The following is a 15,682-nucleotide window of genomic DNA, read 5'->3' as shown; positions in this document are numbered from 1 at the left end:
CTTCCCTGGTATTTTGGACATTTCCATTTTCCTTTAAAACTGTTTTCTGGAATCTTAGAAAATTATCAAGTGAATGCAGCAGATAATCAACTTCATTGTACGAAATAAAAATTTTCTGCTCTATTTCCTATTACTGATTGTTTCATTGGCGTTTACGGTACAGTCGCATACCTATCACCAGTCCCGATTCTTTAATTCGTCCAATTGGATAACCGGAAATATCTACGAGACTTCGCACGGTATTTCCTCCTATTTTGGATTGACCCAGGAAAACAAACGATTGGTGCAAGAGAACAAAATGTTGCGCGACCTGTTATTCAATAAAAAAGTAAACATCCCGGTAGAGCTGGATTCCGCAAATATTAGATATACCATCTTCTCGGGAAAGGTCATTAAAAACAGCTATTCAGATCCAAGAAACTACATCACCATAAATAGGGGTAAAAAGGACAGCGTACAACCGGATATGGGTGTCATTACAGCCAAGGGCATTTTAGGCATCGTCGAAAACGTATCCAATAAGTTCGCGACGGTCCAAAGTATCTTAAACGAGAATTCAAACATCAACGCCAAAATCAAGAACACGGACCATTTTGGCTCTTTGGTTTGGGATACCAAACAATATAGTACCGTACAACTGGTAGACATCCCACGGCTGGTTCCCCTTACCATAGGAGATACCATCGTAACCGGGGCAATGAGCAGTATTTTTCCGGAGAATATTCCCATAGGGACCATAAAGAGATTTAATCTGGATACTTCCAACAGTTTTTACCATATAGATGTTGCCTTGTTCAATGATATGACCAATATTAAAAACGTGTATATCATAAATAACACCGATAGGCCCGAAATACTGGAATTGGAATCCAATACCGTTACAAATGATCAGTAGTTCCTATTTTATAAACGTAGTACGTTTTACGTTACTGGTCTTAGTACAGGTATTGGTATTTAACCGGCTTAATTTCTTTGGGTTCATCAACCCTATGGTCTATATATTATTTTTGTATTGGTATCCAATAAAGGAAAACCGTGCGGTCTTTATCGGTCTTAGCTTTTTATTAGGATTTTGTATCGATTTTTTTTCGGATACTATGGCCATACATGCAGCTTCAACCGTTACCATTGCCTATCTAAGACCTGCGATCATGCGCTTCGTATTTGGGGTCAATTATGAATTTCAGAGCTTTAGGTTGGGAAATGCCACCAAGGCACAACAAATAACGTTTTTGGCGTTATTAATTATAGTACACCACATGGTTTTCTTTGCACTGGAAATCTTTAGTTTGGCCAATATCCTGTTGATTCTAAAAAAAGTGCTCGCCATAGGGTTGTCTACTTTGGTTTTATGTTTATTGTTCAGTTCACTTTTTAGCGTTAGGAAGGAATGAGAAAGATTCTGCTATCATCTATTATCGTAATTATCGGAATAACCTTTATTGGAAGACTTTCTTATTTGCAGATATTCAGTTTTTCTCCTGATCAGGTACTGGAAGATCCCGCCATTAAGCGAATCTATGATTATCCGGAAAGAGGTTATATCTATGATCGAAACGGCAAACTGTTGGTCGGTAATGATCCGGCATATGATGTAATGGTCATTCCACGCGAGGTAAAGCCCCTGGATACCTTGGAATTCTGTAATCTCTTGGGCATTGACAAGGCGAAATTTAAGAAGGAATTGAGAAAGGCCCGTATCTACTCACCAAGATTACCTTCCGTATTGGTTCCCCAGCTTTCCAAGGAAGACTATGCCCGCTTGCAGGAAAAAATGCGTCGTTATGAAGGGTTTTATATACAGAAACGTTCCTTACGGTACTATGACACGCCTGGTGCGGCCAGTGTCCTGGGCTATATTAGTGAGGTAAACGAAAGGGATTTGGCGGCAAACCCTTACTATATACAGGGAGAACTTACGGGGCGTACCGGGGTGGAAAAGCAATATGAGGATATCCTTAGGGGAAGAAAGGGCGTGCAGTATATCCAAAAAGATCGCTTTAACCGCGATATTGGCCCCTACAAGGACGGTATTTTGGATACACTTCCGGAACAAGGAAAGGAAATACACATAACCCTGGATAAGGAGCTTCAAGAGTACGGGGAACGTTTGATGCATGGTAAGAGAGGTGGCGTTGTTGCCATTGAACCCGCTTCAGGCGAGATTCTCTCCCTAATCTCAGGCCCTACCTATAATCCTTCACTTTTGGTAGGCAGGGAGCGCTCAAAAAATTATAACAAGCTTTCCAACGACAGTATCCCGAAACCCTTGTTCAATAGAGCTATTCTGGCCGAGCAATCTCCTGGATCCCCATTTAAAACTTTAAATGCCCTGGTCGCCTTGCAAGAAGGTGTTGTTTCCCCGAGCACCACGGTTACTTGCTATGGCGGTTTTTTCGTCGGGGGTAGAAAAAGAGGTTGCCATTGCGGGGGTGGAACCCGAAATATGAACAGCGGTATTTACAAATCCTGTAATGCCTATTTTGCCAGTACGTTTCGAAGGATATACGATAATTTCAATACCACGGACGAAGGTATGGACGTATGGGAAAAGCATATAAAAAGTTTTGGATTGGGGGGATATTTGGGCTACGACCTTCCCACAGGTCGTCCAGGAAGGATTCCAGGCAAGAAATTCTATGATAAGTGGTATGGTGATAATCGATGGGCCTCCTCCACCATTATCTCCAATTCCATAGGTCAGGGAGAAGTGGTGGTGACCCCAATACAATTAGCCAATATGACCGCTGCCATAGCCAATAGGGGACATTATTATACCCCACATGTCCTCAAAAAAATTGAAGGCAAGGACATTAGCAATCCCAAATACACGGAACCCAAACTCACTACCATTGATCGAAAACATTTTGAACCGATAATCCAAGGAATGGCCGATGTTTACAAAAAGGGTACGGCCCGTTGGGTACAGATTCCGGACATAGAAATTGCGGGCAAGACTGGAACCGTGGAAAACTTTACCATCATAGACAGTGTAAAGACGCAACTAACCGATCATTCGGTTTTTGTGGCTTTTGCCCCAGTAGACAATCCCAAAATAGCTATTTCCGTTTACATTGAAAATGGCTATTACGGTTCGCGCTATGCAGGACACATTGCTTCCCTGATGATAGAAAAATACTTGAAGAGGGAAATCACACGAAAGGATCTCGAAAAAAGAATGCTGGAAAAAACCTTGGAGCATGAGTATGCCAAACCGTTTAGCGGGGAGGAGTTCAAGATAAACGAGTATGTCTGGTAGAAGTGTCCTAAAACGAATCGACTGGCTTACTGTTTTCATTTACATCGCATTGGTGCTCATAGGTTGGGTAAACATTTATTCCAGCACATTCACGGAGGTGGAGCTATCTATTTTCAATTTTGGCACACTACATGGAAAACAGCTTTTTTTTATAGGGGCAAGTCTGGTTTCCATAGTGATTATTTTGGCCATGGAAACTAGCTTTTATGAACGTTTCTCCAGTGTTTTCTATATAGCGTCCCTGATCTTACTTTTAGGTCTTTTCATATTTGGAAAGACTATTGCAGGAGCCACTTCTTGGTATGATCTCGGTTTTTTTAACCTACAGCCTTCCGAACTTGCCAAAGTGGCCACGGCATTGGCATTGGCCAAATACCTAAGTGATATACAGACCGATATTAAAAGGGGCAAGGATCAATTGTATGCCTTTCTGATTATTCTTATACCCGCAATTCTAATCATCCCACAGCCTGATCCGGGAAGTGCGTTGGTATTCTTTTCACTGGTCTTTGTAATCTTTAGGGAAGGGTTGCCCTTATACTATTTAGGTATAGGATTTTTGGTAGTGCTGGTCTTTGTAACGACCCTTATGTTCGGAACGGTCTGGGTCAGCATAGCTACCGTGTTACTGATATTGCTTTTCTTTTTACTTAAAAAGAAGAGATCCAAAATCCCGATTTTACCTCTTATTTCAATTGCCATAGCGGCCCTATTGTTTTCGCTTTCCGTAAATTTTGTTTTCAACAACGTTTTTGAACAACGCCATAGGGATAGGTTTAGCCTTTGGCTTCGTTTGGAAAAAGATCCAAATAAATTGGAACAGATCCGGAAGACTATTGGCTATAATTCCTATCAATCCGAAAAGGCTATCGAATCCGGAGGGTTCTTCGGAAAGGGATTTTTGGAGGGTACGCGTACCAAGGGCGATTTTGTCCCCGAACAGCATACGGATTATATCTTTAGTACGGTCGGTGAGGAATGGGGTTTTGTAGGAACCACAACCGTCGTTATCCTTTTTACCGTATTGTTTTTGCGATTGGTTTTTTTAGCGGAACGCCAGAAAAGCGATTTTAGCCGTATGTATGGTTACGGGGTAATCTCCATCCTTTTGATCCATTACTTCATTAATGTGGGAATGGTCATTGGGGTACTGCCTACCATAGGGATCCCCCTACCCTTCTTTAGCTACGGAGGCTCCGGGCTCCTGTTCTTCACCGCCCTGCTGTTCATCTTCTTAAAGTTGGATACCAATAGGTTAAAAGAAGAATTTTGACTTTGTCTAAAACTTCCAATCCTTTGTTTCAATCTTTTTTTCCAAGGTCATTTCCTTATTGGCTTCAAGTTGCTCGAAAAAATCAATTCGCGTCCTTTGCTCTATCTCATCGACCGAAACGACAAATCTCTTAAGCGGCTCATTAGTCTCCTTCGCGGGCATCAAAAAGGCTATTACCTTTAAATTTTCAGCATCGCCCCTTGCAACGATCTTGTAATACGCTTTAGGAACATCAACATCTTCCTCCCCTATTTCCAAAAGTCCATCTTCAAGAACGCCCCCGGTCACTACAAATACTGCTCCATATCTTTTTGACCATTGGCGCACCTGTATTTCCAATCGGTTCCATATACCGGCATTAAAGTCCCGATCCTGTGGACTAATATTACTGGTATAAAAGGTCTCGTTATATGCCTGCTCCGAAAACCTACGATCTCCGGCAGGACACAAATGGCCACGATCATAACCGGATCCTTTGTAATTTCGCCAATCTGCGGATTTGGTCCTTATTTTTGGATCCTCGATAAAATAGGGTCGCTTTCGATCATCTTGGGTAAGATGTTCCCTTTTTAAGATATAGGCTACCCATTCGGCCTGTTCAAAAGGTTCGTTATAGGACAACGTAAAGTGATTGTGATCTATAAGAACACCTGTTGTAGAGCTCGGAAGATAGATATTGGGAATTGGGGTCTTAAGTCCCTTGCCTTCCTTAGTGGAATAGGTGTCCGGGATATAAAAATTCTCAAAGACCCAAAAACCAATGATACAAATCAAGATAAGAACGGTGTATATCATCCTATCCTTGCTTCTGGAATTTGCTTGAAACATGCGCCAAATTTAACGCAATCCCATTACTTTCCAATAGTCCCGTACCTGTAAGTATTCGTTTAAAAAATCGACTAAAACAATTTATTTCTTCAGTCGGTTATGTGTAACTTGTATTGAAGTTTTTAATAGATTTTTCAAATAGATAACTAAAAATGCTGAGCTGGAAAGATATCATACATTTTAGTACAAAAGGAAACCCAAAACCGGATCGAAGGGTCGAAAAGACCGAGTCCGAATGGAGGGAACTACTAAGCCCGGAGCAATTTAGGATTACCCGAAAAAAAGGAACCGAAGCTCCACATACCGGAGCACTGTGCAGTATTTACGAAGCAGGGAAGTACAACTGCATCTGCTGTGGCACGCCGCTTTTTGACTCCACCATAAAGTTCGATTCCGGTACGGGTTGGCCCAGTTTTACCCAGCCCATTAAGGAAAATACCATTAAATACGAAAAGGATTCCTCTTTTGGGATGATTCGTATGGAGGTGATGTGCAATACCTGTGATGCCCATCTGGGGCATGTTTTCCCGGACGGACCGGAACCTAGTGGATTGCGGTATTGTATCAATTCCGAATCTATGCAATTGCAGAAACAGGAAAGTGATTCGAAAATGGAAGAAATAGAGGATTAAATTAGTTGGCAGTTGATAAAATTAAAATTGAATTGAAAATATGAATACTATGAATTTAGGGCTGGCCACTGTTGGTGGTGGTTGTTTTTGGTGTGTAGAGGCCGTTTTTCGGCAAATAAAAGGTGTGGAAAAAGTGGTCTCAGGATATAGCGGTGGTAATGCTCCGGGCAAGCCTACCTATCGCGAGGTATGCTCGGGAAAGACCGGACATGCCGAAGTGGTACAAATCCATTTTGATAAGAACCAGATTTCGTATACCGATATTCTTACCATTTTTATGACCAGCCATGATCCGACAACCTTAAATCGTCAAGGGGCGGATATTGGCACACAATACCGATCGGTTATCTATTACCACAATGCGGAACAAAAAGCAATCGCCGAAGCCGTAATTGAGAACGTGGCTCCGTATTTTGACGAACCTATTGTTACGGAAATCAGTCCATTGGATATCTTTTACGAGGCTGAGGAGTATCATCAGGATTATTATGCCAACAATTCATCCCAGGGCTATTGCAGTGCCGTGATTACACCTAAATTGGCAAAATTGCGAAAAATGCATGCGGACAAATTAAAAGATGTTTCCGTATCGTAGTCCATCAAAGGAAGATATCGATTTTCTGGTTAGGACATGAACCAAGTCAAGCAGTAGACCCATAGTATAATAAGCAAGGGTCCCAAAATTCCGGCTACTGAACCATTAAGCCTAAAGTCTGCTTGGGACAGCTTCCCTGTACTAAAGGCAATGGCGTTTGGCGGGGTGGATACAGGAAGAAACAGGGCACAGGAAGCACTGAGACCAATCACCAGAGGTAATACCATGGGATTGGATACCGACCATATACTGGCGATGGGAATCAGAATAGTGGCCGTGGCCGTATTGCTCATGATATTGGAAAACAGTACCGTAATAAATGCAAAAACGAGTACCAATATCCAAAAGCCCAATTCCACATTTTCCATTTTCCCAACAAAATACTCTCCCAAGCCTGTTTGTTGAATGGAAAGGCCGAGAGAGAGTCCTCCGGCCACCAACATTAGGGTATCCCAAGGAATTGTCCGTACATCATCCCCGGTCGTAATACTCAACATGGTAAATACCAAGATGGGCAAGCCGGAAACCATGGCCGGGGAAATACCATGGATGTTCCCCGTCAGCCACAGAAAAATGGTCAATAACATTACCCCAAGCACAATACGCCGTTGAGACTTGCGTTCCTCTATCCGCATCAACTCATCGGCATCCGGTTTTTCCTTGGGTTCTAGAAAATCCATATTCAATTCCTTTAAACCGGATTTGTAGACATGGGTCAAAATGTACCATACTATAAATACCAGCAACAACGAAACCGGAACACCGAACAACATCCATTCCAAAAAACCGACCTTAAAGGGGAGTCCTTTCATTGTATTTATCGCATCCACGGCGATGGCATTGGGTGGAGAACCGATTACCGTACCCATTCCACCTATTGCCGCGGCCGCCGGTATTCCCAATAAGAGGGCTTTAACAAAGGGTTCCTTGGTATCCAAGGTATTCAATAAGGGGGAAATGGAAACAATCATCATGGCCGTAGTAGCGGTATTGGACATGACCATGGAAGCCAAGGCCGTGGCCAGCATTATACTTAAAAGAACATTTTTGGGCCTTTTACCAAACCGTACGACCGAAAGTTTGAATACCTCCACGTCCAATCCGGTTTTTTCCATGGCCAAGGCTAAAAAGAAGCCACCAAGGATAAGCCATATGACACTATCGCTCCAGGTATTGATAAACTGTCCATATTCAATGAAGTTGGGAGAATCCGGACTATTTATAGCCGGATTTCCCAAGGTAAACACTAAAAATCCTATAATAAAAAGGCCTACGGCGAAGGGTGGGATGGCCTCGGTAACCCAAAGACCTACCGAAAAAAACAAAAGGAACAATACATAGTACTGGGGTTGGGTAAAGGTAGCATCGCGAAGCAGAAAAACGCCTCCCAGGGCCGCCAGAATGCATAACAAAAAGGATATGATGTGCTGCTGGTTATCTACTTTGCGCTGCATCTTCCGCATTAAGCGTGTCGATGCCCTTCTAGAGTCCGCCATGACAAGTGATATAAGTGTACAAAGATAAAGTAGCTATGGGAATAAAGCTATTTATGGGATCACACTATTTAACAAAAAACGACCTGAGTAGTTTTAACATTAGGTAAGTCGGAAGTATAGTTCCCAAAAACAAAGCCCCAACCTAACGGTTGGGGCTCCTTTTATTGTGTAACGAAGTATGGATAAATTAATCCTTTACGGCCAGCTTGCCCTGTTTCAAATTATTGATCTTTAAATCTTGCAATACATTTACCGCCTCTTCCACATAAACGTCCTTGGCCAAATTCTTATGCCAGCGATCTCTCTTTTCGCGCAAAACGGAATCTTGTGTAAAGAGCTCCTTCTCATATTTCAAAGAGGCAAAGGTGAGATGGGAGTCATAATCCGAGATGGTCTTGAAATAGTCGCTTTTTTCCTTATCCTTTTCTTCTTCTTCCTTATACACATCGTATTTTAAGGAAACGACCGTTTCATCTTGTTGTTTCTTCAGCCACTGGGCATTTTCCTCAATCATCTTAATTTGGGCATTTTCCGCCATTCGCTTGTTACTATTCGCTATGGTTTGCTCATAATCTATATAACCGTCCCATATCTCATAATCCGCAGGGGATATTTTGTCCCATTTTAAAGGATTGGATTGATCCCTTTCCCCTAGGTCGATATAACTATATTTGTCCGGAACCACTACATCGCTCTTCACTCCTTCCAATTGCGTAGAGCCTCCATTGATCCTATAGAATTTTTGTGTGGTCAATTTTATGGCTCCCAAATCGCCATGCTCATTGCTACGGACAATATTGTCCAAAGGAATAACATTTTGAACTGTACCCTTGCCAAAGGTTTGTTTGCTTCCGATGACCACGGCCCTTTTATAATCCTGCATCGCGGCCGCCAAAATCTCGGAAGCTGAAGCGGAAAGTTCATTTACCAAGATTACCAATGGTCCGTCCCATTGGATCCTTTCATCCTTGTCATCATATACATCCTTTCCTTTTCCACTAGATCGTACCTGTACAATTGGGCCATCCTTTATAAACAGACCGGCCATTTCCACAACAGTTTTTAAGGATCCCCCTCCATTATCGCGTAAGTCCAATATCAACCCTTCCACGCCTTCTTCCTTAAGGCGCTCTACTTCCTTGGCAACGTCGCTTGCAGCATTACGTTCACTATAATCATTGAAATCCACATAGAATTTTGGAAGGTTAATAAGTCCGAACTTTTGATTATCTTTAAGAATATTGACAGATTTGGCATAGGATTCTTCCAGTTCCACCACGTCCCGGGTAAGGGAAACCACTTCAAGGGAGCCATCTACCTTGCGTACGGTAAGATCCACGACGGTACCTTGCGGCCCTTTGATCAATTTGATCGCATCGTCCAAACGCATCCCCACAATATTTATGGGTTCCTCCCCATTTTGGCCTACTTTGATAATCTCATCACCGACATCCAGACGTTGGTCTCGCCATACAGGGCCACCTGAGATAATCTCCACAATTTTGGCCCCTTCGGGCTTTTTTTGGAGACGTGCCCCTATACCCTCGAACTTGCCGGACATGCTCATATCAAACTTATCCTTGTCGTCCGGGGCAAAGTAGTAGGTATGTGGATCAAATTCGTCTACAATGGTATTGATGTACTGTACAAACCAGTCCTTGCGTTCCAGGTCATTTACAAAATCGAAGAATTCATCCAAAGTTTTTCGGGTAGATTCCCTGGCGGCCACCTCTACCTCAACAATTGTCAAAGGTCTATCCGTTGAGGCACCTTCATAATTTTTGTTCAAGGGAAGTTTTGTGTCGACCATAGCGATGTCACCTCCTGATGCTCCCCCGCTCTTCATGCTGGCGTTGATGTCCAACTTGGCATCATAGGTGCCTAAAGTAGCATATTTCAATTGCTTTCTCCAACGCTCCTTTAGCTCCGCTTTGGAAGAAGCAAATGATACTTCTTCGTAATTGATGTTTATGGTCTCTTTCTTGTTATAATCGAAAGGCTCCGCCAATACTTCCTTGTACAGTTCCTTGGCATCCTCCATACGCTTCATCAATCGGTCATATACCAAGTTGAAAAAACTGATATCGGTATTTTTGATTTGATCGTCGATCTGAAACTTATATTGTTCGAATTCCAGGATATCATCCTCCAAAAAGTAACGCTTTGTCGGGTCTATGATGTCAATGAAATCCTCAAAAACACTTACCGAAAAGTCATCATCTATATCCTTGGGTTCATAATGCCCTTTTTCCAAAACGTAAGTAATAAGATCTAATAACAACTTATCCTTGTCGTCATTTTCAAAAGACTTGTTGGTAAAACTACAGGATGCTACGGCAACAAGTGTAAGTGACAGGGCATAGATAAAATTCTTTTTCATACTAGTTTTATATTTTAGGACGACTATCCAACGATAAAATCCATTGAACAAGGCCGTACGTACATATATATCTCCAATCCCCTAAGATACTGAAAAAACCATGCCAGTAGGTAATCCGAAGGCATTAATTTTTTGTTAATGGACATTTGGGACATATCTTTTTTTTAAACGTATTTTTACGGCATAAAGTATATTCTATGGCAAAACCTTTAATATTGGTCACCAATGATGATGGCATAACCGCCCCGGGATTGAGGGCATTGGTACAATATATGGAGGAATTGGGCGATGTTGTCGTAGTAGCTCCGGACAGTCCCCAATCTGGAATGGGGCATGCCATTACCTTGGACAATACACTGTATTCCCAAAAGGTGCAAATCGATTCGAAAAATAGGAAAACCGAGGAATACAGTTGTAGCGGAACCCCCGCCGACTGTGTGAAACTAGGGCTACAAGAGCTTTTGGAGCGCAAGCCCGATATCTGTGTCAGTGGCATAAACCACGGCTCCAACTCGTCCATTAATGTCATATATTCCGGTACAATGAGTGCTGCCATAGAGGCGGGTATCGAAGGTGTGCCTGCCATTGGGTTTTCCTTATGTGATTATTCCTGGGAGGCCGATTTTGAACCTTGTGGCCCCTATGTTCAAAAAATTGTCCAAGAATCCCTGGAAAACGGTATTCCCAAAGGGGTTGTACTCAATGTCAATATTCCCAAAACGGAAGATAAGGGTATAAATGGGATAAAGGTATGCAGACAGGCACGGGCCAACTGGAAGGAGAAATTTGATAAACGTACAAATCCGATGGGCAAGGATTATTATTGGCTAACAGGAGAATTTGAGCTCTTGGACCATGGCGAGGATACCGATGAATGGGCTCTAAGCCAAGGTTATATTTCCATGGTACCCACACAGTTTGACCTTACGGCTTACCATGCCATTCAACAATTGAATGCTTGGGATTTATAATTTTTGATAAACAGGGAAAAACCACTTGGGACGACCGATAAAAATGAACCTGATATTTAAATATGAATGTTAAAAAAGAACTTTTAATAGGCTTTGCGGTGGGCATTATCGCCAATACCCTGGGCACACTTTTATATATCCTGTTATTCTCCGATTTGGGTATAATGGATACTCTCAACGCAGCGGCGGAACAGGGCCATGTAGGTAGCTTATTGGCTTTAGGGGCTATTTTGAATCTAATCGCATTTTTTGGCTTTTTAAAAATCCGAAGGGATCAGCGTGCCAAAGGAGTGCTGATCGCCACGATTTTGACCGCCCTGATTATCTTGTATTACAAGATTTTTTGATATATCTCCAGTTTTGGAGTTACGATTTACGATTATTCCCCCATGAACTTATCATCTTATATTTTTGGCGTTTGGAGCTTGAATTTTGATCTTTACGAAGTATGAAGTACTACATTATAGCTGGTGAAGCGTCAGGGGATTTACACGGTTCCAATCTTATTAAAGCCTTAAAAAACAAGGATAACGGTGCCGAAATTAGGTGTTGGGGCGGTGATTTAATGCAAAAGGCTGGGGGTAATTTGGCCAAACATTACAAAGAAATGGCTTTTATGGGCTTTTTGGAAGTAGTAAAGAACCTCGGTACCATTGCAAAGAATATCAAATTCTGTAAAGAGGACATTCAACGGTTTGCGCCCGATGTCGTTATTTTTATTGATTTTTCCGGCTTTAACCTTCGCATCGCCAAATGGGCCAAATTAAATAGCTTCAAGACTGCATACTACATCTCCCCCCAGATATGGGCTTCCCGTGAGGGTAGGATAAGGGACATTAAGCGGGATATTGATACCATGTATGTAATCCTTCCCTTTGAAAAGGAATTCTATGAAAAAAAACATGGATATCCGGTCCATTTTGTAGGTCACCCTTTAATCGATGCCATAACTACCAGGCCCAAAATGGGGGAAGAAGAGTTTAGGGAACAGAATCATCTGGATGCCGAAAAACCGATTATCGCCCTACTGCCCGGAAGTCGAAAGCAGGAGGTTCAAAAAATGCTTACCTTGATGCTCTCCGTTATACCTTCATTTCCGGATTACGAATTTGTCATTGCCGGGGCACCAAGTCTAGATCGTAATTTTTACCTACCCTTTCTGAACAATCCCAATGTAGGCTTTGTATCCAATAAAACGTATGACCTGTTGAGCCATTCCTATGCCGCTCTGGTTACCAGTGGTACGGCCACTTTGGAGACTGCACTTTTTAAGATTCCGCAAGTGGTTTGTTACCGAGCCAACTGGTTTTCGTATCAGATTGCCAAACGGATCATTACATTGGACTACATTTCATTGGTAAATCTCATCATGGGCAAGGAAGTGGTAAAGGAGTTGATCCAAAACGAACTGAATACCAAAAACCTAAAATCGGAACTATCCAAGATTCTGGAAGGTCCCTTTAGGACAGCACAATTTGAGACCTATTTTGAGCTCGAAAAGAAATTGGGGGGCAAAGGGGCCAGTGAAAAAACCGCAGAATTGATTCTACGTGAACTAGGAAGTTAGCGACTAAAATCGTCCCTTTTAAAATATTTCTTTAATTTTGATTTCCAAGTTCCCTCTACAATGGCTATCAAGAGGGTAATTTCTTGGTATATGCGTAGCTTTTTTTTCATTTTCTTCCTAATTCTTGTTACCAGTTGTGGCGTGGTCAAGAAAAAAACCACCTATGCCAAGACTCCAAAGGTTACCGTTGAGGCCTCCAAAGATCCCGTCGTTCCGGAAGAAAGTATCGAGGAAAACATGGAAAGACCGGTTTTATCCAAAGCGGATGAGATTATCAATACAGCCTTGACCTTTTCCGGGGTACGTTATAAGTTTGGGGGTACCACACGAAAAGGCATGGACTGTTCCGGACTGCTTTACGTAGCCTTTGGCGAACACGACATCAAATTGCCCAGAACTTCCTACCATATGGCCGAAGAGGGCAAACGGATACGAATAGAGCATGTGACCAAAGGTGATCTGCTCTTCTTTAGAACCTTGCGCCGCGGGAAACGCATAAATCATGTAGGATTGGTCGTCGCGGTAGAGGGGGATGACATTAAATTTATACATGCTTCCACTTCCCGTGGGGTTATCGTTTCTTCCTTGAGGGAGGGCTATTGGAACTATGCCTTTATAAAGGCTACCCGCATTTTGTAAGATGCGATTGCTCCAATTTGTTCCCATAAAACTGACCGTATTTCTCGTTTTCGGCATTTTACTTGGCAACTATATAGATTTTGGACTTCCCCATGCATTGGCCTTAGCCCTTACGCCTTTCTGTATAACCCTATTTGCTTATTTATTTTTCAACAAAAAAAGAAGCAATTCCAGTTTCTTCGGAATCATGGCCATGTTAACGACCCTAGGGATCGGGATATTGTCTATTTCCTTTTCCGAACCCAAGAATCGGCCTAACCACTACCTCAAGGTCTACTCTGAAGGTAATCACGCTTTCCATATAAAGGTCAAGGAAGTTTTAAAGCCTACAACGTTTTCCAAGAGATACATAGGCACAGTACTGGTCTTGGATACGATGGAAGTTTCCGGGAAAGTACTGTTGGCCCTTCCAAGGGATTCCGCCCAACCAACACTACGGGTGGATGATGAATTGGTTATGGTCTCACTTTTGGATCCCATTGGCCCTCCCTTGAACCCGTATCAGTTCAATTACAAAAGGTATATGTGGGGATTGGGCGTTTATCATCAACTCACTTCGTCCCACAATTCGTTTGTTCTTCTGGAAAATCCATCCACAACTTTGTATGGAACGGCATCTCGGCTAAGAAGCCGGATTATTTCCAAATTACGGAAGGCCAATTTCGGAGAGGAGGAATTAAGCATTATCCAGGCCCTATTGCTGGGGCAGCGAAGGGATATATCCGAATCGGTTTACGATAATTACAAAAATGCCGGGGCCGTTCATATCTTGGCAGTTTCTGGATTACATATTGGAATTCTTCTTGTACTCCTTCAATTTGTATTAAAGCCTTTGGAACGGCTCCCCAGGGGAAAGACCGTTAAATTGGCTGTTATGGTAGCTTTGCTCTGGGGATTTGCCTTTTTGGCAGGTCTATCCGCTTCCGTGGTCCGCGCGGTCACCATGTTTTCCTTTGTGGCTTATGCCTTATATCTTAATCGTCCAAGCAACACCTTTAATATCCTGGCACTGTCCATACTGTTCATCCTTTTGGTAGTGGATCCCAAATTACTGTTCCAAGTAGGTTTTCAAATGAGCTATGCGGCCGTATTTGCCATTGTATGGATCTATCCTTTGCTACAACAGTTGTGGTTTCCAAAAAATGGTTTGCTCCGCAAAGTTTGGCAGTTGCTTTCCGTGAGCATTGCGGCCCAATTGGGCGTACTGCCCATAAGCCTTTTTTATTTTCATCAGTTTCCGGGGCTATTCTTTGTTTCCAATCTATTGATAGTTCCCTTTTTAGGATTGATTTTGAGCAGTGGAATTGTAATCATTTTCTTGGCGCTCCTAAATTTGCTACCCGATTTCATGGTAAAAATCTACGATGGTCTCATTGGATGGATGAATTCTATCATTGCATGGATCGCCCAACAGGAAGCTTTTATCTTTACCCATATTTCATTTGATGGCGTACAGCTATTTCTTTCCTATGCCATTATCGTTAGTGGTGTTCTTTCCCTATCCCGTCCCAATTTCAAAAGGATTCTTGCTTTTTTTATTGGGGTTATTCTATTTCAATCATGGCTGTTTTATTCGGTATGGCAAAACCGTGAAAAGGAAGTACTGGTATTGGCGCATCAGACCCGAAATTCCATTCTTTTGCATCAAACGGGAACACAACTCAACGTAATTTCCACGGATAGTTCCCAAACGATACGATTGGTAAACGATTACCAAGTAGCGGAACGCATCAAAAAAGTGGTGTACAAAGAATTACGGAACAATTACACCCTACAAAAACGGAAACTATGGATTTTGGATAGTCTGTGTGTCTATCCTCCCACTGAAATTCGTCCGGATTATGTAGTACTTACCCAATCGCCAAAGATCAATTTAGAGCGATTCATAGATTCAATAAGGCCAAAGATGCTGATCGCGGATGGTAGTAACTACAGAAGTTACATTAATCGATGGAAAATAACTTGTGGGAAAAAGAAAGTCCCTTTTCATTATACGGGAGAAAAGGGAGCTTATTACTTTGAGCTTGTTTCAGAAAAGTAAT

General features: G+C 42.3%; 14 protein-coding genes. 11 read left to right on the top strand and 3 right to left on the bottom strand.

Annotated features, from left to right (window positions below; genetic code table 11):
• The first annotated feature begins 73 nt into the window (after positions 1 to 73).
• From mreC to rodA, 4 genes are read left to right on the top strand one after another with little or no spacing between them, the layout of a single operon-like run.
• On the top strand, positions 74 to 895 hold the full coding sequence (gene mreC / locus ACO06Y_RS08605) for a rod shape-determining protein MreC (protein ID WP_422083435.1): 822 nt from the start codon (positions 74 to 76) through the stop codon (positions 893 to 895).
• A complete protein-coding gene (locus ACO06Y_RS08600; protein WP_422083434.1) occupies positions 885 to 1,394 on the top strand; it encodes a rod shape-determining protein MreD in 510 nt (169 codons plus the stop codon). The genes mreC and ACO06Y_RS08600 overlap by 11 nt, the downstream gene beginning before the upstream one ends.
• Positions 1,391 to 3,259: a penicillin-binding protein 2 gene (gene mrdA / locus ACO06Y_RS08595; RefSeq protein WP_422083433.1), complete on the top strand. Its 1,869-nt coding sequence runs from the start codon at positions 1,391 to 1,393 to the stop codon at positions 3,257 to 3,259. Before ACO06Y_RS08600 ends, mrdA begins: the two co-directional genes overlap by 4 nt.
• A complete protein-coding gene (gene rodA / locus ACO06Y_RS08590) occupies positions 3,249 to 4,532 on the top strand; it encodes a rod shape-determining protein RodA (RefSeq protein ID WP_422083432.1) in 1,284 nt (427 codons plus the stop codon). The genes mrdA and rodA overlap by 11 nt, the downstream gene beginning before the upstream one ends.
• 6 nt (positions 4,533 to 4,538) lie before the next feature.
• On the opposite strand, the gene ACO06Y_RS08585 is transcribed toward rodA, so the two are convergent.
• On the bottom strand, positions 4,539 to 5,360 hold the full coding sequence (locus ACO06Y_RS08585) for a DNA/RNA non-specific endonuclease (protein WP_422083431.1): 822 nt from the start codon (positions 5,358 to 5,360) through the stop codon (positions 4,539 to 4,541).
• Between the two features lie 152 nt (positions 5,361 to 5,512).
• On the opposite strand from ACO06Y_RS08585, the gene msrB reads away from it, so the two are divergent.
• Together msrB and msrA are read left to right on the top strand one after the other, a co-directional pair.
• Positions 5,513 to 5,992, top strand: coding sequence for a peptide-methionine (R)-S-oxide reductase MsrB (msrB, locus tag ACO06Y_RS08580; RefSeq protein WP_422083430.1), 480 nt, complete (start codon positions 5,513 to 5,515; stop codon positions 5,990 to 5,992).
• Positions 5,993 to 6,032: 40 nt separating this feature from the next.
• Positions 6,033 to 6,587 carry a peptide-methionine (S)-S-oxide reductase MsrA gene (gene msrA / locus ACO06Y_RS08575; protein ID WP_422083429.1) on the top strand — a complete coding sequence of 185 codons (555 nt, stop codon included), beginning with the start codon at positions 6,033 to 6,035 and terminating at the stop codon, positions 6,585 to 6,587.
• Between the two features lie 29 nt (positions 6,588 to 6,616).
• Here msrA and ACO06Y_RS08570 read toward each other — a convergent pair whose 3' ends face one another.
• Positions 6,617 to 8,083 carry an SLC13 family permease gene (locus ACO06Y_RS08570; RefSeq protein ID WP_422083428.1) on the bottom strand — a complete coding sequence of 489 codons (1,467 nt, stop codon included), beginning with the start codon at positions 8,081 to 8,083 and terminating at the stop codon, positions 6,617 to 6,619.
• Between the two features lie 187 nt (positions 8,084 to 8,270).
• Positions 8,271 to 10,463, bottom strand: coding sequence for a carboxy terminal-processing peptidase (locus ACO06Y_RS08565; protein WP_422083427.1), 2,193 nt, complete (start codon positions 10,461 to 10,463; stop codon positions 8,271 to 8,273).
• 197 nt (positions 10,464 to 10,660) lie between these two features.
• Here ACO06Y_RS08565 and surE point away from each other — a divergent pair, with 197 nt between their 5' ends.
• The 5 genes from surE (at position 10,661) to ACO06Y_RS08540 (ending at position 15,681) form a co-directional block, all read left to right on the top strand.
• Positions 10,661 to 11,434 carry a 5'/3'-nucleotidase SurE gene (surE, locus tag ACO06Y_RS08560; protein WP_422083426.1) on the top strand — a complete coding sequence of 258 codons (774 nt, stop codon included), beginning with the start codon at positions 10,661 to 10,663 and terminating at the stop codon, positions 11,432 to 11,434.
• Between the two features lie 62 nt (positions 11,435 to 11,496).
• The gene (locus tag ACO06Y_RS08555; protein ID WP_422083425.1) at positions 11,497 to 11,781 is read left to right on the top strand and encodes a hypothetical protein; all 285 of its coding nucleotides are present in this window, start codon (positions 11,497 to 11,499) and stop codon (positions 11,779 to 11,781) included.
• A 101-nt stretch (positions 11,782 to 11,882) separates the two neighbouring features.
• Positions 11,883 to 13,001 (top strand): lipid-A-disaccharide synthase, encoded by a 1,119-nt coding sequence (lpxB, locus tag ACO06Y_RS08550; protein ID WP_422083424.1) that lies wholly within the window; start codon positions 11,883 to 11,885, stop codon positions 12,999 to 13,001.
• A 90-nt stretch (positions 13,002 to 13,091) separates the two neighbouring features.
• Entirely contained in the window at positions 13,092 to 13,640 is a 549-nt protein-coding gene (locus tag ACO06Y_RS08545; RefSeq protein WP_422083423.1) for a C40 family peptidase, read from the top strand.
• Between the two features lies 1 nt (position 13,641).
• On the top strand, positions 13,642 to 15,681 hold the full coding sequence (locus ACO06Y_RS08540) for a ComEC/Rec2 family competence protein (protein WP_422083422.1): 2,040 nt from the start codon (positions 13,642 to 13,644) through the stop codon (positions 15,679 to 15,681).
• The last annotated feature ends 1 nt before the right edge of the window (position 15,682 follow it).

This window comes from Ulvibacterium sp. (assembly GCF_965228935.1).
Taxonomy (GTDB): Bacteria; Bacteroidota; Bacteroidia; order Flavobacteriales; family Flavobacteriaceae; genus Ulvibacterium.
This window is presented reverse-complemented; position numbering and strand designations above follow the sequence as displayed.